General features: G+C 41.1%; 16 protein-coding genes. 7 read left to right on the plus strand and 9 right to left on the minus strand.

Annotated elements, in window-relative coordinates:
• Positions 1–3 precede the first annotated feature (3 nt).
• Positions 4–297: a hypothetical protein gene (locus tag KUA46_RS16675; protein WP_006848190.1), complete on the plus strand. Its 294-nt coding sequence runs from the start codon at positions 4–6 to the stop codon at positions 295–297.
• 35 nt (positions 298–332) lie between these two features.
• Here the strand turns inward: KUA46_RS16675 and KUA46_RS16680 are convergent, their stop codons facing one another.
• The 5 genes from KUA46_RS16680 to KUA46_RS16700 form a co-directional block, all read right to left on the minus strand.
• Positions 333–812 (minus strand): DUF4186 domain-containing protein, encoded by a 480-nt coding sequence (locus KUA46_RS16680; protein WP_420377698.1) that lies wholly within the window; start codon positions 810–812, stop codon positions 333–335.
• Between the two features lie 35 nt (positions 813–847).
• Entirely contained in the window at positions 848–2380 is a 1533-nt protein-coding gene (locus tag KUA46_RS16685; protein WP_256625064.1) for a Na+/H+ antiporter NhaC family protein, read from the minus strand.
• Positions 2381–2414: 34 nt separating this feature from the next.
• Positions 2415–3662, minus strand: coding sequence for an MFS transporter (locus KUA46_RS16690; RefSeq protein ID WP_117588116.1), 1248 nt, complete (start codon positions 3660–3662; stop codon positions 2415–2417).
• A 17-nt stretch (positions 3663–3679) separates the two neighbouring features.
• Complete coding sequence (gloA2, locus tag KUA46_RS16695; RefSeq protein WP_218487418.1) at positions 3680–4066, minus strand: SMU1112c/YaeR family gloxylase I-like metalloprotein; 387 nt, start codon at positions 4064–4066, stop codon at positions 3680–3682.
• A 191-nt stretch (positions 4067–4257) separates the two neighbouring features.
• Positions 4258–4593, minus strand: a complete 336-nt coding sequence (locus tag KUA46_RS16700) for a helix-turn-helix domain-containing protein (RefSeq protein WP_228114870.1) — start codon at positions 4591–4593, stop codon at positions 4258–4260.
• 49 nt (positions 4594–4642) lie between these two features.
• Between KUA46_RS16700 and KUA46_RS16705 the strand changes: the two genes are divergently transcribed.
• The 3 genes from KUA46_RS16705 (at position 4643) to KUA46_RS16715 (ending at position 6908) form a co-directional block, all read left to right on the plus strand.
• Entirely contained in the window at positions 4643–4894 is a 252-nt protein-coding gene (locus KUA46_RS16705) for a hypothetical protein (protein WP_228114869.1), read from the plus strand.
• 149 nt (positions 4895–5043) lie between these two features.
• Entirely contained in the window at positions 5044–6144 is a 1101-nt protein-coding gene (locus tag KUA46_RS16710; protein ID WP_153119134.1) for an AAA family ATPase, read from the plus strand.
• Complete coding sequence (locus KUA46_RS16715) at positions 6141–6908, plus strand: hypothetical protein (RefSeq protein ID WP_217326932.1); 768 nt, start codon at positions 6141–6143, stop codon at positions 6906–6908. The genes KUA46_RS16710 and KUA46_RS16715 overlap by 4 nt, the downstream gene beginning before the upstream one ends.
• Positions 6909–7107: 199 nt before the next feature.
• Here KUA46_RS16715 and KUA46_RS16720 read toward each other — a convergent pair whose 3' ends face one another.
• Positions 7108–7545 carry an Hsp20/alpha crystallin family protein gene (locus tag KUA46_RS16720; RefSeq protein ID WP_119238328.1) on the minus strand — a complete coding sequence of 146 codons (438 nt, stop codon included), beginning with the start codon at positions 7543–7545 and terminating at the stop codon, positions 7108–7110.
• A gap of 1034 nt (positions 7546–8579) precedes the next feature.
• Here KUA46_RS16720 and KUA46_RS16725 point away from each other — a divergent pair.
• Complete coding sequence (locus KUA46_RS16725; RefSeq protein ID WP_218487417.1) at positions 8580–9617, plus strand: threonine aldolase family protein; 1038 nt, start codon at positions 8580–8582, stop codon at positions 9615–9617.
• A 5-nt stretch (positions 9618–9622) separates the two neighbouring features.
• Here the strand turns inward: KUA46_RS16725 and KUA46_RS16730 are convergent, their stop codons facing one another.
• Positions 9623–10387: an arginase family protein gene (locus tag KUA46_RS16730; protein ID WP_217326930.1), complete on the minus strand. Its 765-nt coding sequence runs from the start codon at positions 10385–10387 to the stop codon at positions 9623–9625.
• Positions 10388–10728: 341 nt separating this feature from the next.
• Between KUA46_RS16730 and KUA46_RS16735 the strand changes: the two genes are divergently transcribed.
• Positions 10729–11784 (plus strand): CNNM domain-containing protein, encoded by a 1056-nt coding sequence (locus tag KUA46_RS16735; protein WP_218487416.1) that lies wholly within the window; start codon positions 10729–10731, stop codon positions 11782–11784.
• A 67-nt stretch (positions 11785–11851) separates the two neighbouring features.
• Here the strand turns inward: KUA46_RS16735 and KUA46_RS16740 are convergent, their stop codons facing one another.
• Positions 11852–12889 (minus strand): alcohol dehydrogenase, encoded by a 1038-nt coding sequence (locus KUA46_RS16740; RefSeq protein ID WP_218487415.1) that lies wholly within the window; start codon positions 12887–12889, stop codon positions 11852–11854.
• A gap of 291 nt (positions 12890–13180) precedes the next feature.
• Here KUA46_RS16740 and KUA46_RS16745 point away from each other — a divergent pair, with 291 nt between their 5' ends.
• Positions 13181–14302: a hypothetical protein gene (locus KUA46_RS16745; protein ID WP_218487414.1), complete on the plus strand. Its 1122-nt coding sequence runs from the start codon at positions 13181–13183 to the stop codon at positions 14300–14302.
• Positions 14303–15434: 1132 nt separating this feature from the next.
• Here KUA46_RS16745 and KUA46_RS16750 read toward each other — a convergent pair.
• The gene (locus KUA46_RS16750; protein ID WP_117695614.1) at positions 15435–16730 is read right to left on the minus strand and encodes a RepB family plasmid replication initiator protein; all 1296 of its coding nucleotides are present in this window, start codon (positions 16728–16730) and stop codon (positions 15435–15437) included.
• Positions 16731–16795: the final 65 nt, after the last annotated feature.

Raw genomic sequence — 16795 nt, forward strand, 5'->3', positions numbered from 1 at the left:
TTTATGTCACAAAAGAAGATATTCAGATGCCAGGATTGTGGGTACGAGACCGAAGTATATGAGGGACGTGGCTTCATGGGACAGCATATCGAAGCCATGTCTTGTCCTGACTGCAGAAACATAGTACCTCTTGTGGTGGGTGGAGTAATTGGTGATGCTGCACCTAGTTTTAATTCTCTTGTAGGAAGGCTATGTCTAAGATGTGGTTCTGACAGGATTCACAGGTGGGATATGCATACTTGCCCAAAGTGCGGGGGCAAGATGCAACCCACTGGCGAAGAAGAGTTTTGGACATGAAAATTCTAGCCTTTATAGGAAAAAGAAATTCCTTTTTAAACCTGTTTTTCAATCCATGCCATCAGTACTGCTACAGCATACTGCTGTTCTTCTCCTGTCAGCTGTCTTCCGGCAGGTATATGATGCCATTTGAAGAAACAACCACGGCAACAGCAGCCTGTAGCATGCTGGGCAATGAATACAGGATGCCCTCTCATAGGCGTCTGCTTGCCGTCATTGGGAATCACGGCAGGAGCAAGGCGTTTGGCAACGAAATCCTCCGCATGCTTACGGATGGTAGCCAAACCCTTTTCTGCAATATATTCCTTATCCTTCTTCGAGAGATGGAATCGGCTGCGAAATGTTGATTTGGAAAGTCTTTCAAACAAATCAGTCAAGTCATACTCTTTGTCTGGAGAAGTATCGCTTTCCATGTCTTCTGAAGAGATAGAGTCTTTCTGATGCTCCTCTTTCTCCTCAGGAAACAAATTGAGTTCTACATATTTTGCTTGGTTTACTTTTGATTCTTTTTTCATTTCTATTAGCCTCCTATATCTATGAATCTCCTATATTAATGGATATCAGACTCTTCCGCTGCAGATGCTTTGTTTTCCTTGGGTTGTGGGTTGGGTACGAAGCCAAGGATGGCAACCAGACAACTCATCAGAGGACTGATGATGTTGAAGAAGCAGAAGGGGAGATAGACAAGTGTCGGGATACCAAGAACCGTACTCTGCGTCATACCGCAGGCTGTCCATGGAACCAATACGCTCGTTACGGTAGCGCTATCCTCTGTACTTCGGCTCAAGAGTTCCGGACGGTAGCCTCGTTCGGCATACTCATCCTTATAGATAGATGCATTCATGATGATGCTCAGGAACTGGTCACCCATAACGAGATTGAGCAAGACGCCTGATGTCACGGTGCTGCAGACAAGTGATACGGTGCTGTGGATGCTTTTCAGGAGCATGTGGGTAATGGCGTGGAGCATGCCGCTGGCTACCATACATGAACCGAAACACATGGCACAGAGGATGAGCCAAATGGTATTGAGCATGCCAGCCATACCTCGGGTGGCTACGAGATCATTGATGTTCGCCATACCGCAATCTACCTGGGTATGGGTATAGCAGGTGGTCATGATTCCTTCAAAGAGGCTTTTGGCAGAGATGCTGTCTTCACCTGCTATCCCTACAAGTACTTCCGGCTGGAGAATGAGGGCACAGATGCATGCTGAAAGGGCTGAAAGAAGAAGGGTGATGAGAGATGGAGTCTTGCGGTAGATGAGCCATCCTGTAAAAGCCGGAACCAGCATGGTAAACAGAGAGATATTGAATCCATGGCTCAGACCGGTAAGATACTGGCTGATATCCACTGGCTTGGAATCATAACAGAGTCCGATGATGAGATAGAGTACCAGCGAGAGCAGGATGCTTGGTATGGTAGTATAGAGCATATAGCGGATATGTGAGAAGAGATCCGCTCCGGCTATACTCGAAGCAAGGACGGTGGTATCGCTCATTGGCGAGAGTTTATCCCCAAAATAGGCACCGGAGATAATAGCTCCAGCGGTGTAGGGAGCTGGTATTCCCAGGGCATCACCGATTCCCATCAGAGCAATACCGATGGTGGCAATAGTGGTCCATGAGGTTCCCGTCATCACAGAAATGATGCTGGAGATGATGCATGCGCAGGGAAGGAAAAAGGTTGGCGACATGATCTGTACACCATAATATATCAATGTGGGTACCACACCACTGATCATCCAGGTAGCTGACATCATTCCGATGAGCAGCAGGATCAGGATAGATACTCCAGCATCGCCCACGGTCTTTTTGATCATCTCTTCAAAGATATTCCATTTCATCCTATAGATGCCCATACCGAGTGCTACACATACTGCTGTGGATATCATAAGGGCCACCTGAGAGGCACCAGCCAAGGCATCATCAGGGAAGATTTTGACAACCAGGACGATGAGGGTGATAAGTACTGCCAGCGGTATGACAGAAATAAAAGGATGTGGTTCAACTGGCTGCAGAGACGAGCAGGATGCCTGATTCTCTGCTGCTTGAGATTTCTGTTTCTTTTCTTCTTGTTCCATTTGTTAATATTCTCTTTTCATTTTAGTTTTTCATTTACTTTGCGTTTTCATCCGTTTCTTCAACGCTTTTCTTCTGTGTATTCGGCAAGAATCCTGCTATGATGCCGAGCAATGGCAGGAAGGCACTCACCTGGAAGATAAACTCGATGCTCGTCTTGTCTGCTAACCAGCCGAAGAAAGCAGAGCCCAAACCTCCCAAACCAAACATCAGTCCGAAGAAAATGCCGGCTATCAGTCCTACTTTATCTGGCATCAGGTCGGTGGCATATACCACGATGGAAGAGAAAGCCGAGGCAATGATCAATCCTGACAGGAAGGTAAAGATGATGGTCCACGTGAAGTTGACGAAAGGCATGGCGATGGCGAAAGGTGCTGCTCCCAGAATGGAAAACCAGATGACATACTTTCTGCCGAACTTGTCACCCAGCATTCCTCCTGCCACAGTTCCTATGGCAAAGGCTGCAAGGAACACGAAGAGACACAGCTGTGAAGTCTGTACCGAGACACCGAACTTATCCATCAGGAAGAAGGTGAAGTAGCTCGTGATGCACGCCGTATAGAAATACTTGGAGAACACGAGCATGATGAGGATAAACAGTGCCCAATACTTCACCCTTTTAGAAATATGGGTATTGAGAAGCGGTTGTTTCTGCGGATGGTTCACCACGTAAGCCAGTCGTGCCTTGTACCAGACTCCCAATCTTACCATGATGATGGCAGCGAGGAGGGCTGCAAGGGCAAACCAGGAGATGGCATGCTGTCCGAAAGGCAGGATAATGATGGCAGCCAGCAGCGGACCTACTGCCGATCCGCCATTGCCGCCCACCTGAAAGATAGATTGTGCCAGACTCTTCTTGCCTCCCGATGCCATCTGTGCCACTCTTGAAGCTGTGGGATGAAACACGGATGAGCCCAGACCTACGACGCTCACAGCCAGGAGAATCAGAAAATAATTCTCGGCAAAAGCCAGCAGGAGCAAGCCCACCAAGGTGAAGCACATGCCGAGGGAAAGAGCATAGGGACGGGGATGCTTGTCAGCATAAAGCCCCGTAAAAGGTTGCAGGATGGAAGACGTCATCTGGAAGACCAGCGTGATGATACCTATCTGTGCAAACGAGAAGTCGAACTTATCCTTCACAATCGGATAGATGGAAGGGATAATCGACTGAATCATATCATTCAAGAAATGGGAAATACTACAGATGATGAGCATGGAATATACCGTACCCTCTACCATCTTAGGATTTCCCTTGATTTTACTACCTATTGACTTGATGTTCATTGTATTAATTTAAATTATTATTTTTCATACAGTTCTATCGGCAAACCATCTGGGTCGCTGAAGAATACAAATCGCTTGCCAGTATATTCATCTGTACGGATGGGTTCATGAGCGATGCCTTTATTGTCAAGCTCATCTATAGCCACCAAAAGGTCATCAACCTCAAAAGCAAGATGGCGCAGTCCGGCAGCTTCCGGATAGGAAGGACGTGCAGGTGGATTAGGGAAGGAGAAGAGCTCTATGACATACGAGTCATCAAGCCAGCAGTCTGCCTTCCAGGAGTCACGTCCTTCACGATAATTTTCACTTACTATATTCATTCCGAGCACATCTGTATAGAAATGCTTGGATTTCTCATAGTCGGAGCAAATCACGGCTACATGATGGATTTTGTTAAGTTTCATTGGATATTATTATATTGTTAATCAATGATTTATCAACTACTCATGTCTTGATAGTCCGGGAATGATTACCCTTCATGGAGCTCATTCTGATTTACGTTTGAATCTTTGAATTCTTTCTTTGACTATTCGCAAATAGGTAAGTTTCATCTTACCGTCCAAAAAAGGATAGCTTTTCTCATATCCTACTATATTTAAATGGTTTGACGAATCTCATATTTAACCTCCATGCCAAGGATATCCATGATTTTTTCAACCGTCGATAGGGATGGGTTGCCTTTGCCGCTCTCTATTTGCTTGATGGTAGAAATGGCTACCTCAGACATGTCAGCAAGGTCTTGCTGGGTTATTCCCAAGGCCTTACGCTGCAATTTCATTACTTCTTGAATTTTCATACCAAGTAGTGTATTATATTGTACTTTTCGTGCAAAGGTAACAATAATTTCTAGATTATGCAAGAAAAGGTCCAATATAATATTCTTTTTATAAAAAATTATTATTTCATGGAATTTTTCTTGATTATTTGCCATTGTTAAGCATTTTTTCTTAACTTTGCATGCACAATTCATTATAGAAATCATGACTATAGAAGAAGCTATCAAACAAAGACATAGTGTACGAAAGTACATACACAAACCTCTTTCAACTGAGGTAGTTAGAGCACTTGAAGAAAAAATCATGTTTGATAAGGCAGACAGGAAGCTTATGGTAAATAGAATGTTTGCAGTACACCCTATTGAGAGGAATCACCATATAACTTTAGCTATTAGTTTTTTTAATGATAAAGCATTTAAATTGTATTGCAAGGATTATTATCTTAAATATCCGTAAAAAAATTACGGCGTATTGATATTTTGTATATCTTTGCAACTGCTTAGCTGCACTTGACATTATAATAAAAGATGGTTTGCATTGTTTAAGTGTGTATTAGCTTTGCACCAACAAAATTGTTATCAATTAAAAATAAAGTATTTATAAGCATGCTAGTAAAATTTGCCGTAACGAACTATAGAGGATTTGCCAATCGTATAGAATGGGATTTGTCGAAACCAAGTAACTATTCGTTCAATACTTTTGCCATTAAAGATGGTATCATCAAGAATGGCATCGTATATGGACCTAATGGTTCTGGCAAGTCGAACTTTGCAATGGCCATCTTCGACATTACCAATCATCTTTCACAGAAGTGGAAGAAGGTGAACTATTATGATAACTTTACATATACGGGAAAGTTGAACTTCCCCGTAAAATTTGAATATACATTCAAGTTTAGAGATGATACGTTACTGTATACATATAGCAAATCACCTGATGGAAAACTGGAGGAAGAAGAACTTGTTGTGAATAACAAGCTTATTTTCTGCAACAAGAATTCTGTCTTGACATTGGATGATGTTGAGTTCCCGATGGATTCTGCGGTGAAGGCAAACCTTGCCAATAACGCCAACAATGTATCCATCGTAAACTTTCTGCTTACTTCCTATCCTCTTGCCAAGGAACATTATCTTCTGAAACTGCAGCAATTCGTAAACTCAATGTTATGGTTCAGAAGTGTTGAAAAAAATGAGTTTATGGGGTTGGCTACTGCTCCGGCAAATCTCGATGAGTATATCATCAAGAATAAGCTGACTCGGGACTTTGAGGAATTCATCCATCGGGTAAGCGGACAAAGTTTTGAGTTTCAGGAGCCAAAGGATGATGATAAAGAGTTGTATTGCGTATTTGGATTAGGTCGCATTCCATTCGATAAGATTGCATCAACGGGTACTCAATCTCTGATGCTGCTATATTACTGGCTGAAACAGATGACAAAAGCATCGTTCGTTTTCATAGATGAATTTGATGCATTCTATCATTTCAGACTCTCTTATGAGGTTTGCAAAACCCTCTTTTCCCTTCCATGTCAGGCTTTTACGTCATCACACAACACCTATCTGATGACCAACGACTTGCTTCGCCCAGATTGCAATTTCATCTTGCAAGACAACAAAATCAAGCCGTTGAGCGACTGCACTCAAAAAGAGTTGAGATTCGGGCATAATATAGAAAAAATGTTTAGAGGTAACGCATTCGAAGTATGATACTATTCGTTTTTGAAGGAGTAAAACGGGAGCCGGATTTGTTCCGCACCATCCAGCGATTATACTTTGCAAATAGAGAAGAGCAGATAGTATGTTCCTATAACAACAACATCTATCAGCTATACAAAGATTTGCAGGAGTATGATGGCGATGGAGATATTGTGTCTTTGCTGATGGAGAAATTTGCTGGTCAAGCAGACAATCCGCTCAAGGATATTGATGCATCTGCTGACATTTCTGAAATCTATCTGTTCTTCGACTATGACTTTCATAACCGGAATTTATCTCTCGAAGAAATCAACAGGCAGGTAAAGGAAATGCTTGAAACATTCAACAACGAAACGGAGTTTGGTAGGCTATATATTGACTATCCGATGGTTGAGTCTATACGATATACTAAGCAGTTGCCCGATGCAAACTATTGGACGTATTCTGTAACACGTTCTGAGTGTGGTAAGTTTAAAGGTGTATCTGCAGATTTTTCTGCGTATGACAGTTTCGATTTCATCCTACTGAAAGATCATCGAGAGCCAACAGAAGTAGAGATGGAGGAAGTTAAGCAAAATTGGGAATATTTAAAGGAAATGAATGTGGGAAAAGCGAACTATCTATGTAAGGGGAAGAATACGATGCCTGCATCTAAAGAAGACATACTTCAAGACAAAATATTCAACTCACAAGTAGAACAGTATGTGAATACCGAAGATTGCAAAGTAGCTGTACTCAATGCTTTCCCAATTTTTCTGTTTGACTATTTCAAATAATATTTTAAGAGAAGGTTATCATACGAGGACATTCTATTAAGCAACAAATTTGGACTATCTAAAATTATAGCTGTCTTGCGAATTGATAAATTCGTTTAAAAAAAAGGGCTAGCCCCATAATCAGGACTAGCCCTCTGTTTTAATTATTTTCTCGATGCAATGAATGTATCTTGAAAGCTGCATAGCACTTCAAGAAAGATTACTTAACCTCAATGTGTTTAACATCGTCTTTCTTCTCCTCCTTGGCAATCTTAGGAATCTCAATCTTCAAGACACCGTCACTGACCTCAGCGGAAATCTTCTCCTGATCAGCATCCTCTGGCAAAGCATAACTCTGAGAGTAGCTGCTGTAAGAGAACTCACGACGCAAGTAATGCTCTTCCTTCTCTTCCTTCTTCTCATCCTTGTTCTCGATGGATACATTCAGATAACCATCCTTATCGATGTTCATCTTGACCATATCTTTCTTCAAACCAGGAGCTGCAACCTCCATCGTGTAAGCTGTAGCACTTTCCTTGACGTTGACTGCAGGAGCTGTTGCGTTCATGTGTGGCATCAAGCCTGTATCAAAGAAGTTGTCATTAAACCAACTGTTCAACCAATTTGAAACACTGTTATTTCTACGAGCTAACAACATCATGTAAAACCTCCTAATTCTATTTTACTCGTCCTCTCTTCGCCTTCCGGCTCAGTCGGGATTTCTCATTGTTTTTAATTTATCCTTTATAACGATTGCTTCGGCTTACGAGGCTCAAGAATTTCTAGAAACCCTCAACTGTCATTACTTAGGGTTCTTGTCGTTCCCCTTGCCCTTTCGGCTTCGGCTTTCATCCTGGGTAAGAGCAAGTTATGTGCCAGTCTCGGTTTGTATATCTAGAGTGAGCCATTTTTGACAGGATTGGCATCAAAGGATAATTAATTTAAACTTTGCTGCCAAATTTATCCATTTTCATCCGTTTATTCTCTGCTCTCCTATCCGTTTTCTAAGGGTGATTATGATAAATAGGTGGTACGTATATATAAATATCATCAGTTTGGAATTTGTACTTCGGAAATATGCGGGTGTCAAATATTGTTTCTTAATTATCGCAATTTCCGTATTTTCAATCTAGAAGGTCATGATGATAAAAATCTTTTGGTTTGATAGCGTATTACTTGCTCTCTGAAAGACGAATCACCTATAGTTGTACGACCGTAAGGCTACAGTTGTACGACTATATAGGCTATAGTTGTACAACTCTGGAGTTATAGTCGTACAACTATAGGGGTTATAGTTGTACGACTACAGAATTCCGGATTTCCGAAGAAATTTGTGAGATTTATAACACGTTGAATATCTGATGATTACGAATTTCGCCATATTTTCAATATTCTTCAAGAAATATTTTCCGAGCGGAAATTCGTGATTTTCAGAGGATTTAAATCATGATTTTGTAAAAAAAATAAGCCTGGTCAACTAACGGAACATGACATCTGTATAATGACCACTGATACCTGAAATAGGGCTATTTTTGATTAATTAATAGTTATTTTACTCACATTTTAGCAAATATCATTACCTTTGCAATCAGTATGGTTATATCATCGACTCACAGACGGGTAAACTGACAGAAGTAAAATAGAAACAGAATAAAGAAATTAGTTTAAATTAAAACACGTAATATTAAGAATATGATTTCATTTGAAAGTGATTACAACAATGGTATGCTGCCAGAGATTCTAGAAGCTCTTGGCAAGACAAACAGTGATAAAACATCTGGTTATGGTTTTGATCCATACTCTGAATCTGCAAAAGAGAAAATCCGCAAGGCTGTGGACAAAGAGAATGCAGAAGTGTTCTTCCTGACAGGCGGTACGCAGACCAACACCACGGTCATTGATTCCGTCCTCATGGGATGCGAAGGAGTAATCTGTGTGGAAACCGGTCATATCGAGGTACATGAATCAGGAGCAGTAGAAGCTTTCGGGCATAAGGTCATTACCCTACCAGGAAAAAACAGCAAGCTGACAACCGGCACCCTGTCAGCCTATATGGATACCTTCCTAGCCGACGAATCGCATCCTCACATGGTACAGCCAGGCATGGTTTATATCTCGATGCCGACTGAGTTCGGAATGGTCTACACCAGAGAAGAACTGGCTGCGCTGTATGCAACCTGCCAGAAATATGGCCTCCGTCTCTTCATCGATGGTGCACGACTGGGATACGGTCTGGTTTCAGCGGCATGCGACTATGACTTGCCATTCCTTGCAAAACATTGTGATGTATTCTATATCGGCGGAACCAAGGTGGGTGCCATGATGGGAGAAGCTGTGGTATTCTCGGGCATGAAGACACCGAAATACTTCTTCACCAACGTGAAGCGTCATGGAGCCTTGCTTGCCAAGGGCAGAATGCTCGGCATCCAGTTTGACACGCTGTTTACGGATGAGCTCTATTTCAAGATATCGCGCCATGCCATCGCTACGGCTACCCGCATCCGCAGCATCTTCGAAAAGCATGGTATCACCATTGCCTACGATTCTCCAACCAATCAGCAGTTTGTAGTACTCTCACCTGCCCTCTACGAAGCCCTTTCCCAAAAAGTAGCATTCGAGATATGGGAAAGAAAGAGCGAACATGAAATCATCTGCCGATTCGTTACAAGCTGGGCAACAAAGGAGGAAGAACTCGACGAACTAGACCGTATTCTTCAAGCTTACGCTTAAGAAGGCTAAGGATGGTTCTCCTCCAGAATCATCCTTAGCAATTCTTCATTTGCCTCGTTGTTAATCTCTGCATCCTCCAACTCAGAGAAATAGTCAAGCGTAGCTGAACATTCGCCTGTAATATCTATCCCTATCACTTTCTCATGGGCATAGATGATGCGAAGCACGGCTTGGAGCTGCATAAGTGTCATATCTCCATTGCTCCAGTCGGTGATGGCATCCTGCTTTCTCAATACATCCTTATCTATGGATATGTAAACCGGCTCATGTATAAGTTTACCAGCCTTCGACGGCCAAGCCTGGTGATGGTCTATCTCTGCCTGACTGTAGAACAACACCCTCTCTCTTAAGTGAACAGGCACCTGGGCTATCAACTCGTCCGATGCCCCCACAATGATAATGTGTTTGACAAACGGGTTCTTCTCCAAAACATCTCTCACCCAACCGCCACATGACACAACACCCTCCCATTCCGGTTGCTGCATATCCGGATGATGGTCGAAAACTATGAGCGAGAAAGGTTCATGAATTCTTGACACCCAATATTCCGTAAGATAATGGAAATCTCCGGAATCTATGAAATGAACGGCTTTGGCAGGAAAAGGAGCCAATCGGCGGTGCAGTTCCTCCCTACCCTCTTCGTCACAATAGCAGTCTACCCCTTTCATGTCCCGGCAATCTACATGAATTATATTCTTATTTGAGGCAAATGCCTCCAATTCGTATACGCCGGTAAAGTTAAGGAGAATGATAGGTATTTTCTTTTTCATATTGAATCAATTTTCTAAATGCTGATTGCAAAAATACCTAATATTCATAAATACTTGATGAATTATACATTATATTATTGTTAAAATTAGATTTTTTTATACTTCTACACAAATTTGCCAAAATCATATTAAAACAATTTAATTTTCAACAAAAACATATTAGATTCATTTTTTATTCAGTATTTTTGCAGAAAATTGAAACATATTGTGATGATACATATAAATGCACTTATATTGGATAAACATAGATGTAATGTTCCCCATTACATCCTCAACTGTAGTCTTCGGAAATAATATCTATCTTGCTTGAGATAACATATTATTAACGAATTTAAAATTACATGGGTTTAATCATTTTATATTTTTTAGGTGCTCTGTCACTATCCTTTTTGTGCTCCGTCCTGGAGGCGGTATTACTTTCTACTCCGATGTCGTTTATCTCGATGAAGGAGAATCAAGGCAACAAGACTGCCTCACTGATGAAACAGTATAAGAATAACGTAGACCGTCCGGTGGGTGCCATCCTTTCGCTCAATACCATCGCCCACACCATCGGTTCTGCCGGTGTAGGAGCCGAGTCTATGAAACTCTTTGGCGAAGAATACTTCGGTATCATTTCCGCCATTCTCACTCTGTTGATTCTGGTACTTTCAGAAATCATCCCGAAAACCATCGGAGCTTCATATTGGCGCTCTCTTGCCATGACATCTACCAAGATCATCCGTGTGCTCATCTTTATCACCTATCCTTTGGTACTGCTTTCGGAACTTATCACTAAGGTATTTACTCCGAAGAACCACCAAGCTTCCGTGAGTCGCGAAGAGGTATCGGCCATGGTAGACGTAGGTACTACAGAAGGCATCTTCCGCGAATCGGAAAGCAAGATCATCAAAAGCTGCATTCGCCTGGCAGGAGTAAAGGCCAAGGAGGTGATGACTCCATCCATCGTAGTAGAATCAGCCAACATGAATCTGACGACCAAGGAGTTTTACGAACAGAAAGAATGGAATTTCTCACGCATTCCCGTTTATGACAACAATAAAGATATCATTGTGGGATACGTATTGAAAGATATGGTTCTCAAATTGGTTTCAGACGATGAGTTCCAAACCAGATTATCCGAACTGATGCGTCCGATTCTTTCCTTCAACGAGGATGAATCTCTATACCAGATATGGGAAAAGATGTTGGAAAAACGAGAACACATCTCTATCATCGTAGATGAATACGGATGTCTGAGAGGAGTGGTTTCCATGGAAGACGTAATCGAAACGATGACTGGCGTAGAAATCGTGGATGAAGACGATGTGGCTGTAGACATGCAAGTCTTGGCTAAGGAAAAATCGCGTATGATGCACCAAGGTGTTGCTTCTGCCATTCCTGACAGTAAAGCTTAATATTTACAGAACATTGCATTTTAACAAGAGAGGGTGGGTCATAACTCCATGACCCACCCTCTCTTGTTTATCCCGGAAATATCGCCACCTTGATGACTCCATCCTTGCGGTTCTCAAAGACATCGTATGCCTCTTCTATTCTTGAAAGCGGGAAACGATGGGTAATCAGAGGAGTGGTATCTATCTTTCCCTGGGCTATCAAATCAAGGATTTCCCCACAGTCGCATCCATCCACACCTCCCGTCTTGAAGATGAGGTTCTTGCCATACATATCAGGAAGCGGAAGCATCTGCGGCTTGTCATACATGGCTACGACAGTGACGATGGCATTAGGACGGGCACACTTCCAGGCAAGCTGGAAGGTATCAGGTCCACCTGCAACCTCCATCACCACATCAGCTCCCCCATGCAGACTATGTTGTTTGACAAATGCCTCACAATCCTCCGGTTCAACAACCATCACCTGCGGATAATGCTTCTGGATGAACCCTCGCCTATCCTTTGATTTTTCACAGACGATGATGTTTCTCGGATTCTTGAGCAGGGTGCAAAGCAAACAGCAGACACCCGTAGGGCCAGCACCGATAATCAAGACAGTATCCTCTTCTGTAATTTCAGATATTCTCGTAGCCCAGAATCCAGTAGCAAGGATGTCGCCAACGAAGAGCGCCTGCTCATCGCTTACCGAATCAGGAATCTTGTTCAAGCCGGTTGTAGCATAAGGAACCCTCACATATTCCGTCTGCCCGCCATCGATTCTGCATCCCAGAGCCCATCCGCCATGTGGAGAAGTACAATTGTTCACGTATCCATGCTTGCAATAGAAGCATTCTCCACAGAAGGTCTCTACATTCACGGTTACTCTGTCTCCCGGCTTCACATGGGAAACCCTCTCCCCTACTTCCTCTACAATGCCTACCATTTCGTGGCCAACAGTAATCCCCGGTACTGCACGAGGCACAGAACCATGCTTGATATGAAGATCACTGGTGCAGATACTGCTCAGCGTTACTCTTACGATGGCATCATGCTCATCTATTATCGTAGGCTTCACTTTTTCTGTGAAGCCAAACTTTCCTTGCTGGATATATGTAAATGCTTTCACCTTAATTATATATATAAGTATTATTATTCACGTTAAATCATGCTGCGAAGTTACAAAAAACATTTTAATCATACAAGAAAAAATACAGATTCTTTCTCACCTTTTGAGCTGTAAACTATTAAAAAGTCTGTCTTTTTTTACAAGTAAGACCATTTTTTGTGATTTTTCAGCAAACAAAACCATAAAATATACTCTGATGTTCAAATAGTTAGCCAAAAATTTGGAGAATAGAATATTTTTTCTTACCTTTGCAAATGAAAGATTTGAATTCAATTTTTTACAAAATATAGCATGTATCAAGATTTAGATTTTACTGATAACAATCACTATCAGGAAGATTATATAGATTCACCGGTTGATGATTTCGACTGGATGCCTAATTTATTTGCCAAGCTCGCAAATCACCTGCGAACTTCAACTTCTGCTGATGTTATCAGACTGGGAACCATCGGCTGCATCAGAAACCATGAGCCGGGAGATGATGCACTTCTCCAATGGGAAGAAGTAGAAACAATGCGTCGCTATATAGATAGCGTTAACAGAGGCTTGGGTGCACCAGAAGATCCCACACTCCAGCAGTTGCTCCATTCTACAGAATGGACTAACTATGGTATTTTTACCATGAACTTTATCTCGGATAAGAACCTTGACTATAAAGGAATCTGTGAGGTTGAAAATACAAATCTCTCATACGCCAGCATGGCTTTTTTAATTGCTCTGGTAAAAGGGATGAGTATGATTAATCTCAAACATCCTTCAGCAAAGGGAGAAAACAATCATATTTTCACATACGTAATTCCAAGTCAATTCTCCACCTTCTCCTTTGCTTCATTCCTCAATGTGGCCAATGCACGTCTCGCTAACAAAGAAGATATTTCTGAACAAGAGATTGAAGAGTTGACCCAACTTGCTTTCAAGAGTCGCTACTGGAAACAAGAGACCTCACTCAAGAGTAAAGACAGCGAGTTGTTCATCTATGTCCTCAAGAACATCATTTCGGAAATTCTGGGACTGAAGCTTGACATCAATGCGGAATCTTTTGCCAAACAGGCAAAGAAGGAAGAGAAAAAGACTGTCACTCCAACTGTAGATAACCATAAAAAGAAGGAGAAGAAGGAAAAGAAAAAAGAAAAGACTATCCTGAAAGATAATTCCAAACCTTCTTTGGCATCTACGATGGTAAAAGTCTTAACAGAGGAGTCCCTCCCGCAAACCAAAGAGAGTCTTATTGATAAGACTATGCAACTCTATCCTACTCTCAAGATAAATTGTTTCAACACCACCCTATCAAGACTCCATAAAAATGAAGTTCTGAATTATTATAATGGTGGACTGATTGGAATAAAAGGCAAAAGATACGGAAGAGGCTACAAGATAATTAGCCGTTTACATAAACATAAGGAAACAGATTAAGGCTAAATTTTGTGCCAAGAAAATCTAAAGGCTAAAAGACCCTTGGGCTTTCTTGGCACTATTTTTTCTTGAAAGTTTGCAAGAGTTTCCATCAGGCGCAAACAGTTCATTCCTGACCTCAAAAGTTGATGGCTCTGGTTTCACGTTGGGCCATGACTGGTATAACCATCATAGAACTTGTGAATGCGGTGAGAACTTACTTGAAAGCAGTTCAATGACAAAATAATAACCTAAAAAGAAACTTACTTATAGTTTTTCCGTCAATTAGTCAATTCTACAATTAGACAATTATGAATTTGATTCTCTATAAGGAGAAAACCACAAAACTGTTTACCTAAAACCACAAAACTACGCATAAACCACAAAGTTGTTTACCAAAAATCACTGCATTTTGTAGCACAAACCACATTTTTGTTTACCTAAACCACTATTCTATTTACCTAAACCACATAACTGTTTACCTGAAACCACTATTTTGTTTACCAGAAACCACAAAACTGTTTACCTATCCTAGTAAAAAGCAGTTGCTCCTCTTTAGGTAAATAGAAATGTGGTTTTTACCTAGTTAAATTCATGAGAAAAACAGGTAAACAGAAATGTGGTTTATGAGAAAAATCGATGAACGTTCTGCCAGGTAAACAGTTTTGTGGTTTTTAAATTCTTATTCAGTTGCTACTAAAGAAAGAATCAAAATGTCTAGACAACTCCTTTAGGCGTTTCACATAACATACTAATATACTGATAGTTATACATATACTCAAATTGTGTTCAGGTGCCTGATTTCAAATAGAATAAGATAAAAAATAGTATCTTATCAAGATAAAAACCACAAAACTGTTTACCTGAAACCACTATTTTGTTTACCAGAAACCACAAAACTGTTTACCTAAGAATAAAAGACTGATATAAAAATGATATAACTTATTACATATCAAATTATAACACGGGATTTGGTAAATAATTAATATAACCTCAAAATGGAATGAATTATATACATGACATTTCAGGTAAACAGTTTTGTGGTTATGATGATAAGCCATTCTTAAAAGTAGGTAAACAGAAATGTGGTTTTACATATCAAAAAGAGGAAGTACGGTACTCCCCTACTTCCTCTTCTGCTTTCTTGTTCTGCTTAGCCTCTATAGAATACAGGCATGAATGAACCGACACAGTCAAAAAATTCTTGTGCCAGCCTTTCAAGACCCGATGTTTTCAAAGCAGCAAAATCATCATCACTAGCAGCAATACAGAATCTGTCATTCTTGATTCCTATGAATTTGCATCTGCCCAACAGGGCTTGCTGACTGGTATCCTGTACCATCGAAATAAACTGATTCCATTGCTCAAAACCTTGAGTCGTGTCTACTTCTATCTTCTTGTCAGGATTCTGATATACATGCGCAAAAAGATCTCCCTGCTGCGTGGCATCATCAGATGTTTTCTTTCCCCTATTACGGTTTATTTTTTCATTCAGACGACGAGCAATATCTGCATCTTTATCTCCGATATGATTGATACCTACATCCGTCCGCTTGATATGGAAGATAACATATTCAGGATCTCCCTTATGCTTTCCGTTCCGATAAATAAAGTCTTCTTCAGAAAATTCATCAAATACGATATCTGTCTCACTGCGACTAGCCATTCTGTTGAGATCTTCCCTTACCACATCGAGTACCTGTTTTCTGAATTGTGAGAATTTAGGATATTTATTCATCACAGGCTCCCCCTTGTCGTCAAGCAGAATATTGCCATGTTCATCAAGTTCTACCAGCCCCAAATACTGTTTCATCGGCAAAAACTCAACCTTAACATCCAAGCTCTTGTCTAGTCCCATCTGACGAAGCAGATATATATAGAGTCGAGGTGTATTCACCTTCTTGGAATATTTAGCAATCATGGAGATATGGTGAATATATCCCTGACGCATGTCAAAAAGGCTCATAGTGAGTTTTGGATCTATCTCAAGTATTACTTCACCCTTGATGCGTTCTACTTTCTCACCATCGCTCTTTGTATAGCCTTTCTGCGTTGTCGGAATCTCGATGTTTGAAAATACGTGCTGTATCTTCTCTGTCTTGCTATCCGTCTTTACACGCACCGATAGGTTGAGGATATCGTTCTTCAGCGTATCACGCAGATTCTTATAATTATGAAACTCCGTTGATACCTGAAAATCCTTGATGTCTATTTTGATGGGCGGAATCTCCATAACAGCATGCTCTATTCCTTTCTCGAAAAGATAGTCGGAGCGTGCATCTCCAAGCACTCTCTTCTCGGTAAAATACTCTTCAACATACTTCTGCAGATGGGTACTTGCAACCATCAATATGTTTTGTTGCAATAATGTATATTGCTTATCCAATTTTGTCAGCGAAAAAGGTGTGTTAATCCACACCAGATTCTTGTTTCCTTTTGGTTCACTCATATAAAAACCACATTTCTGTTTACCATAAACCACAAAGTTGTTTACCTAAAACCACTTTTTTATTT

The sequence above is a fragment of the Segatella copri genome, assembly GCF_019249765.2.
GTDB lineage: Bacteria > Bacteroidota > Bacteroidia > Bacteroidales > Bacteroidaceae > Prevotella > Prevotella copri_K.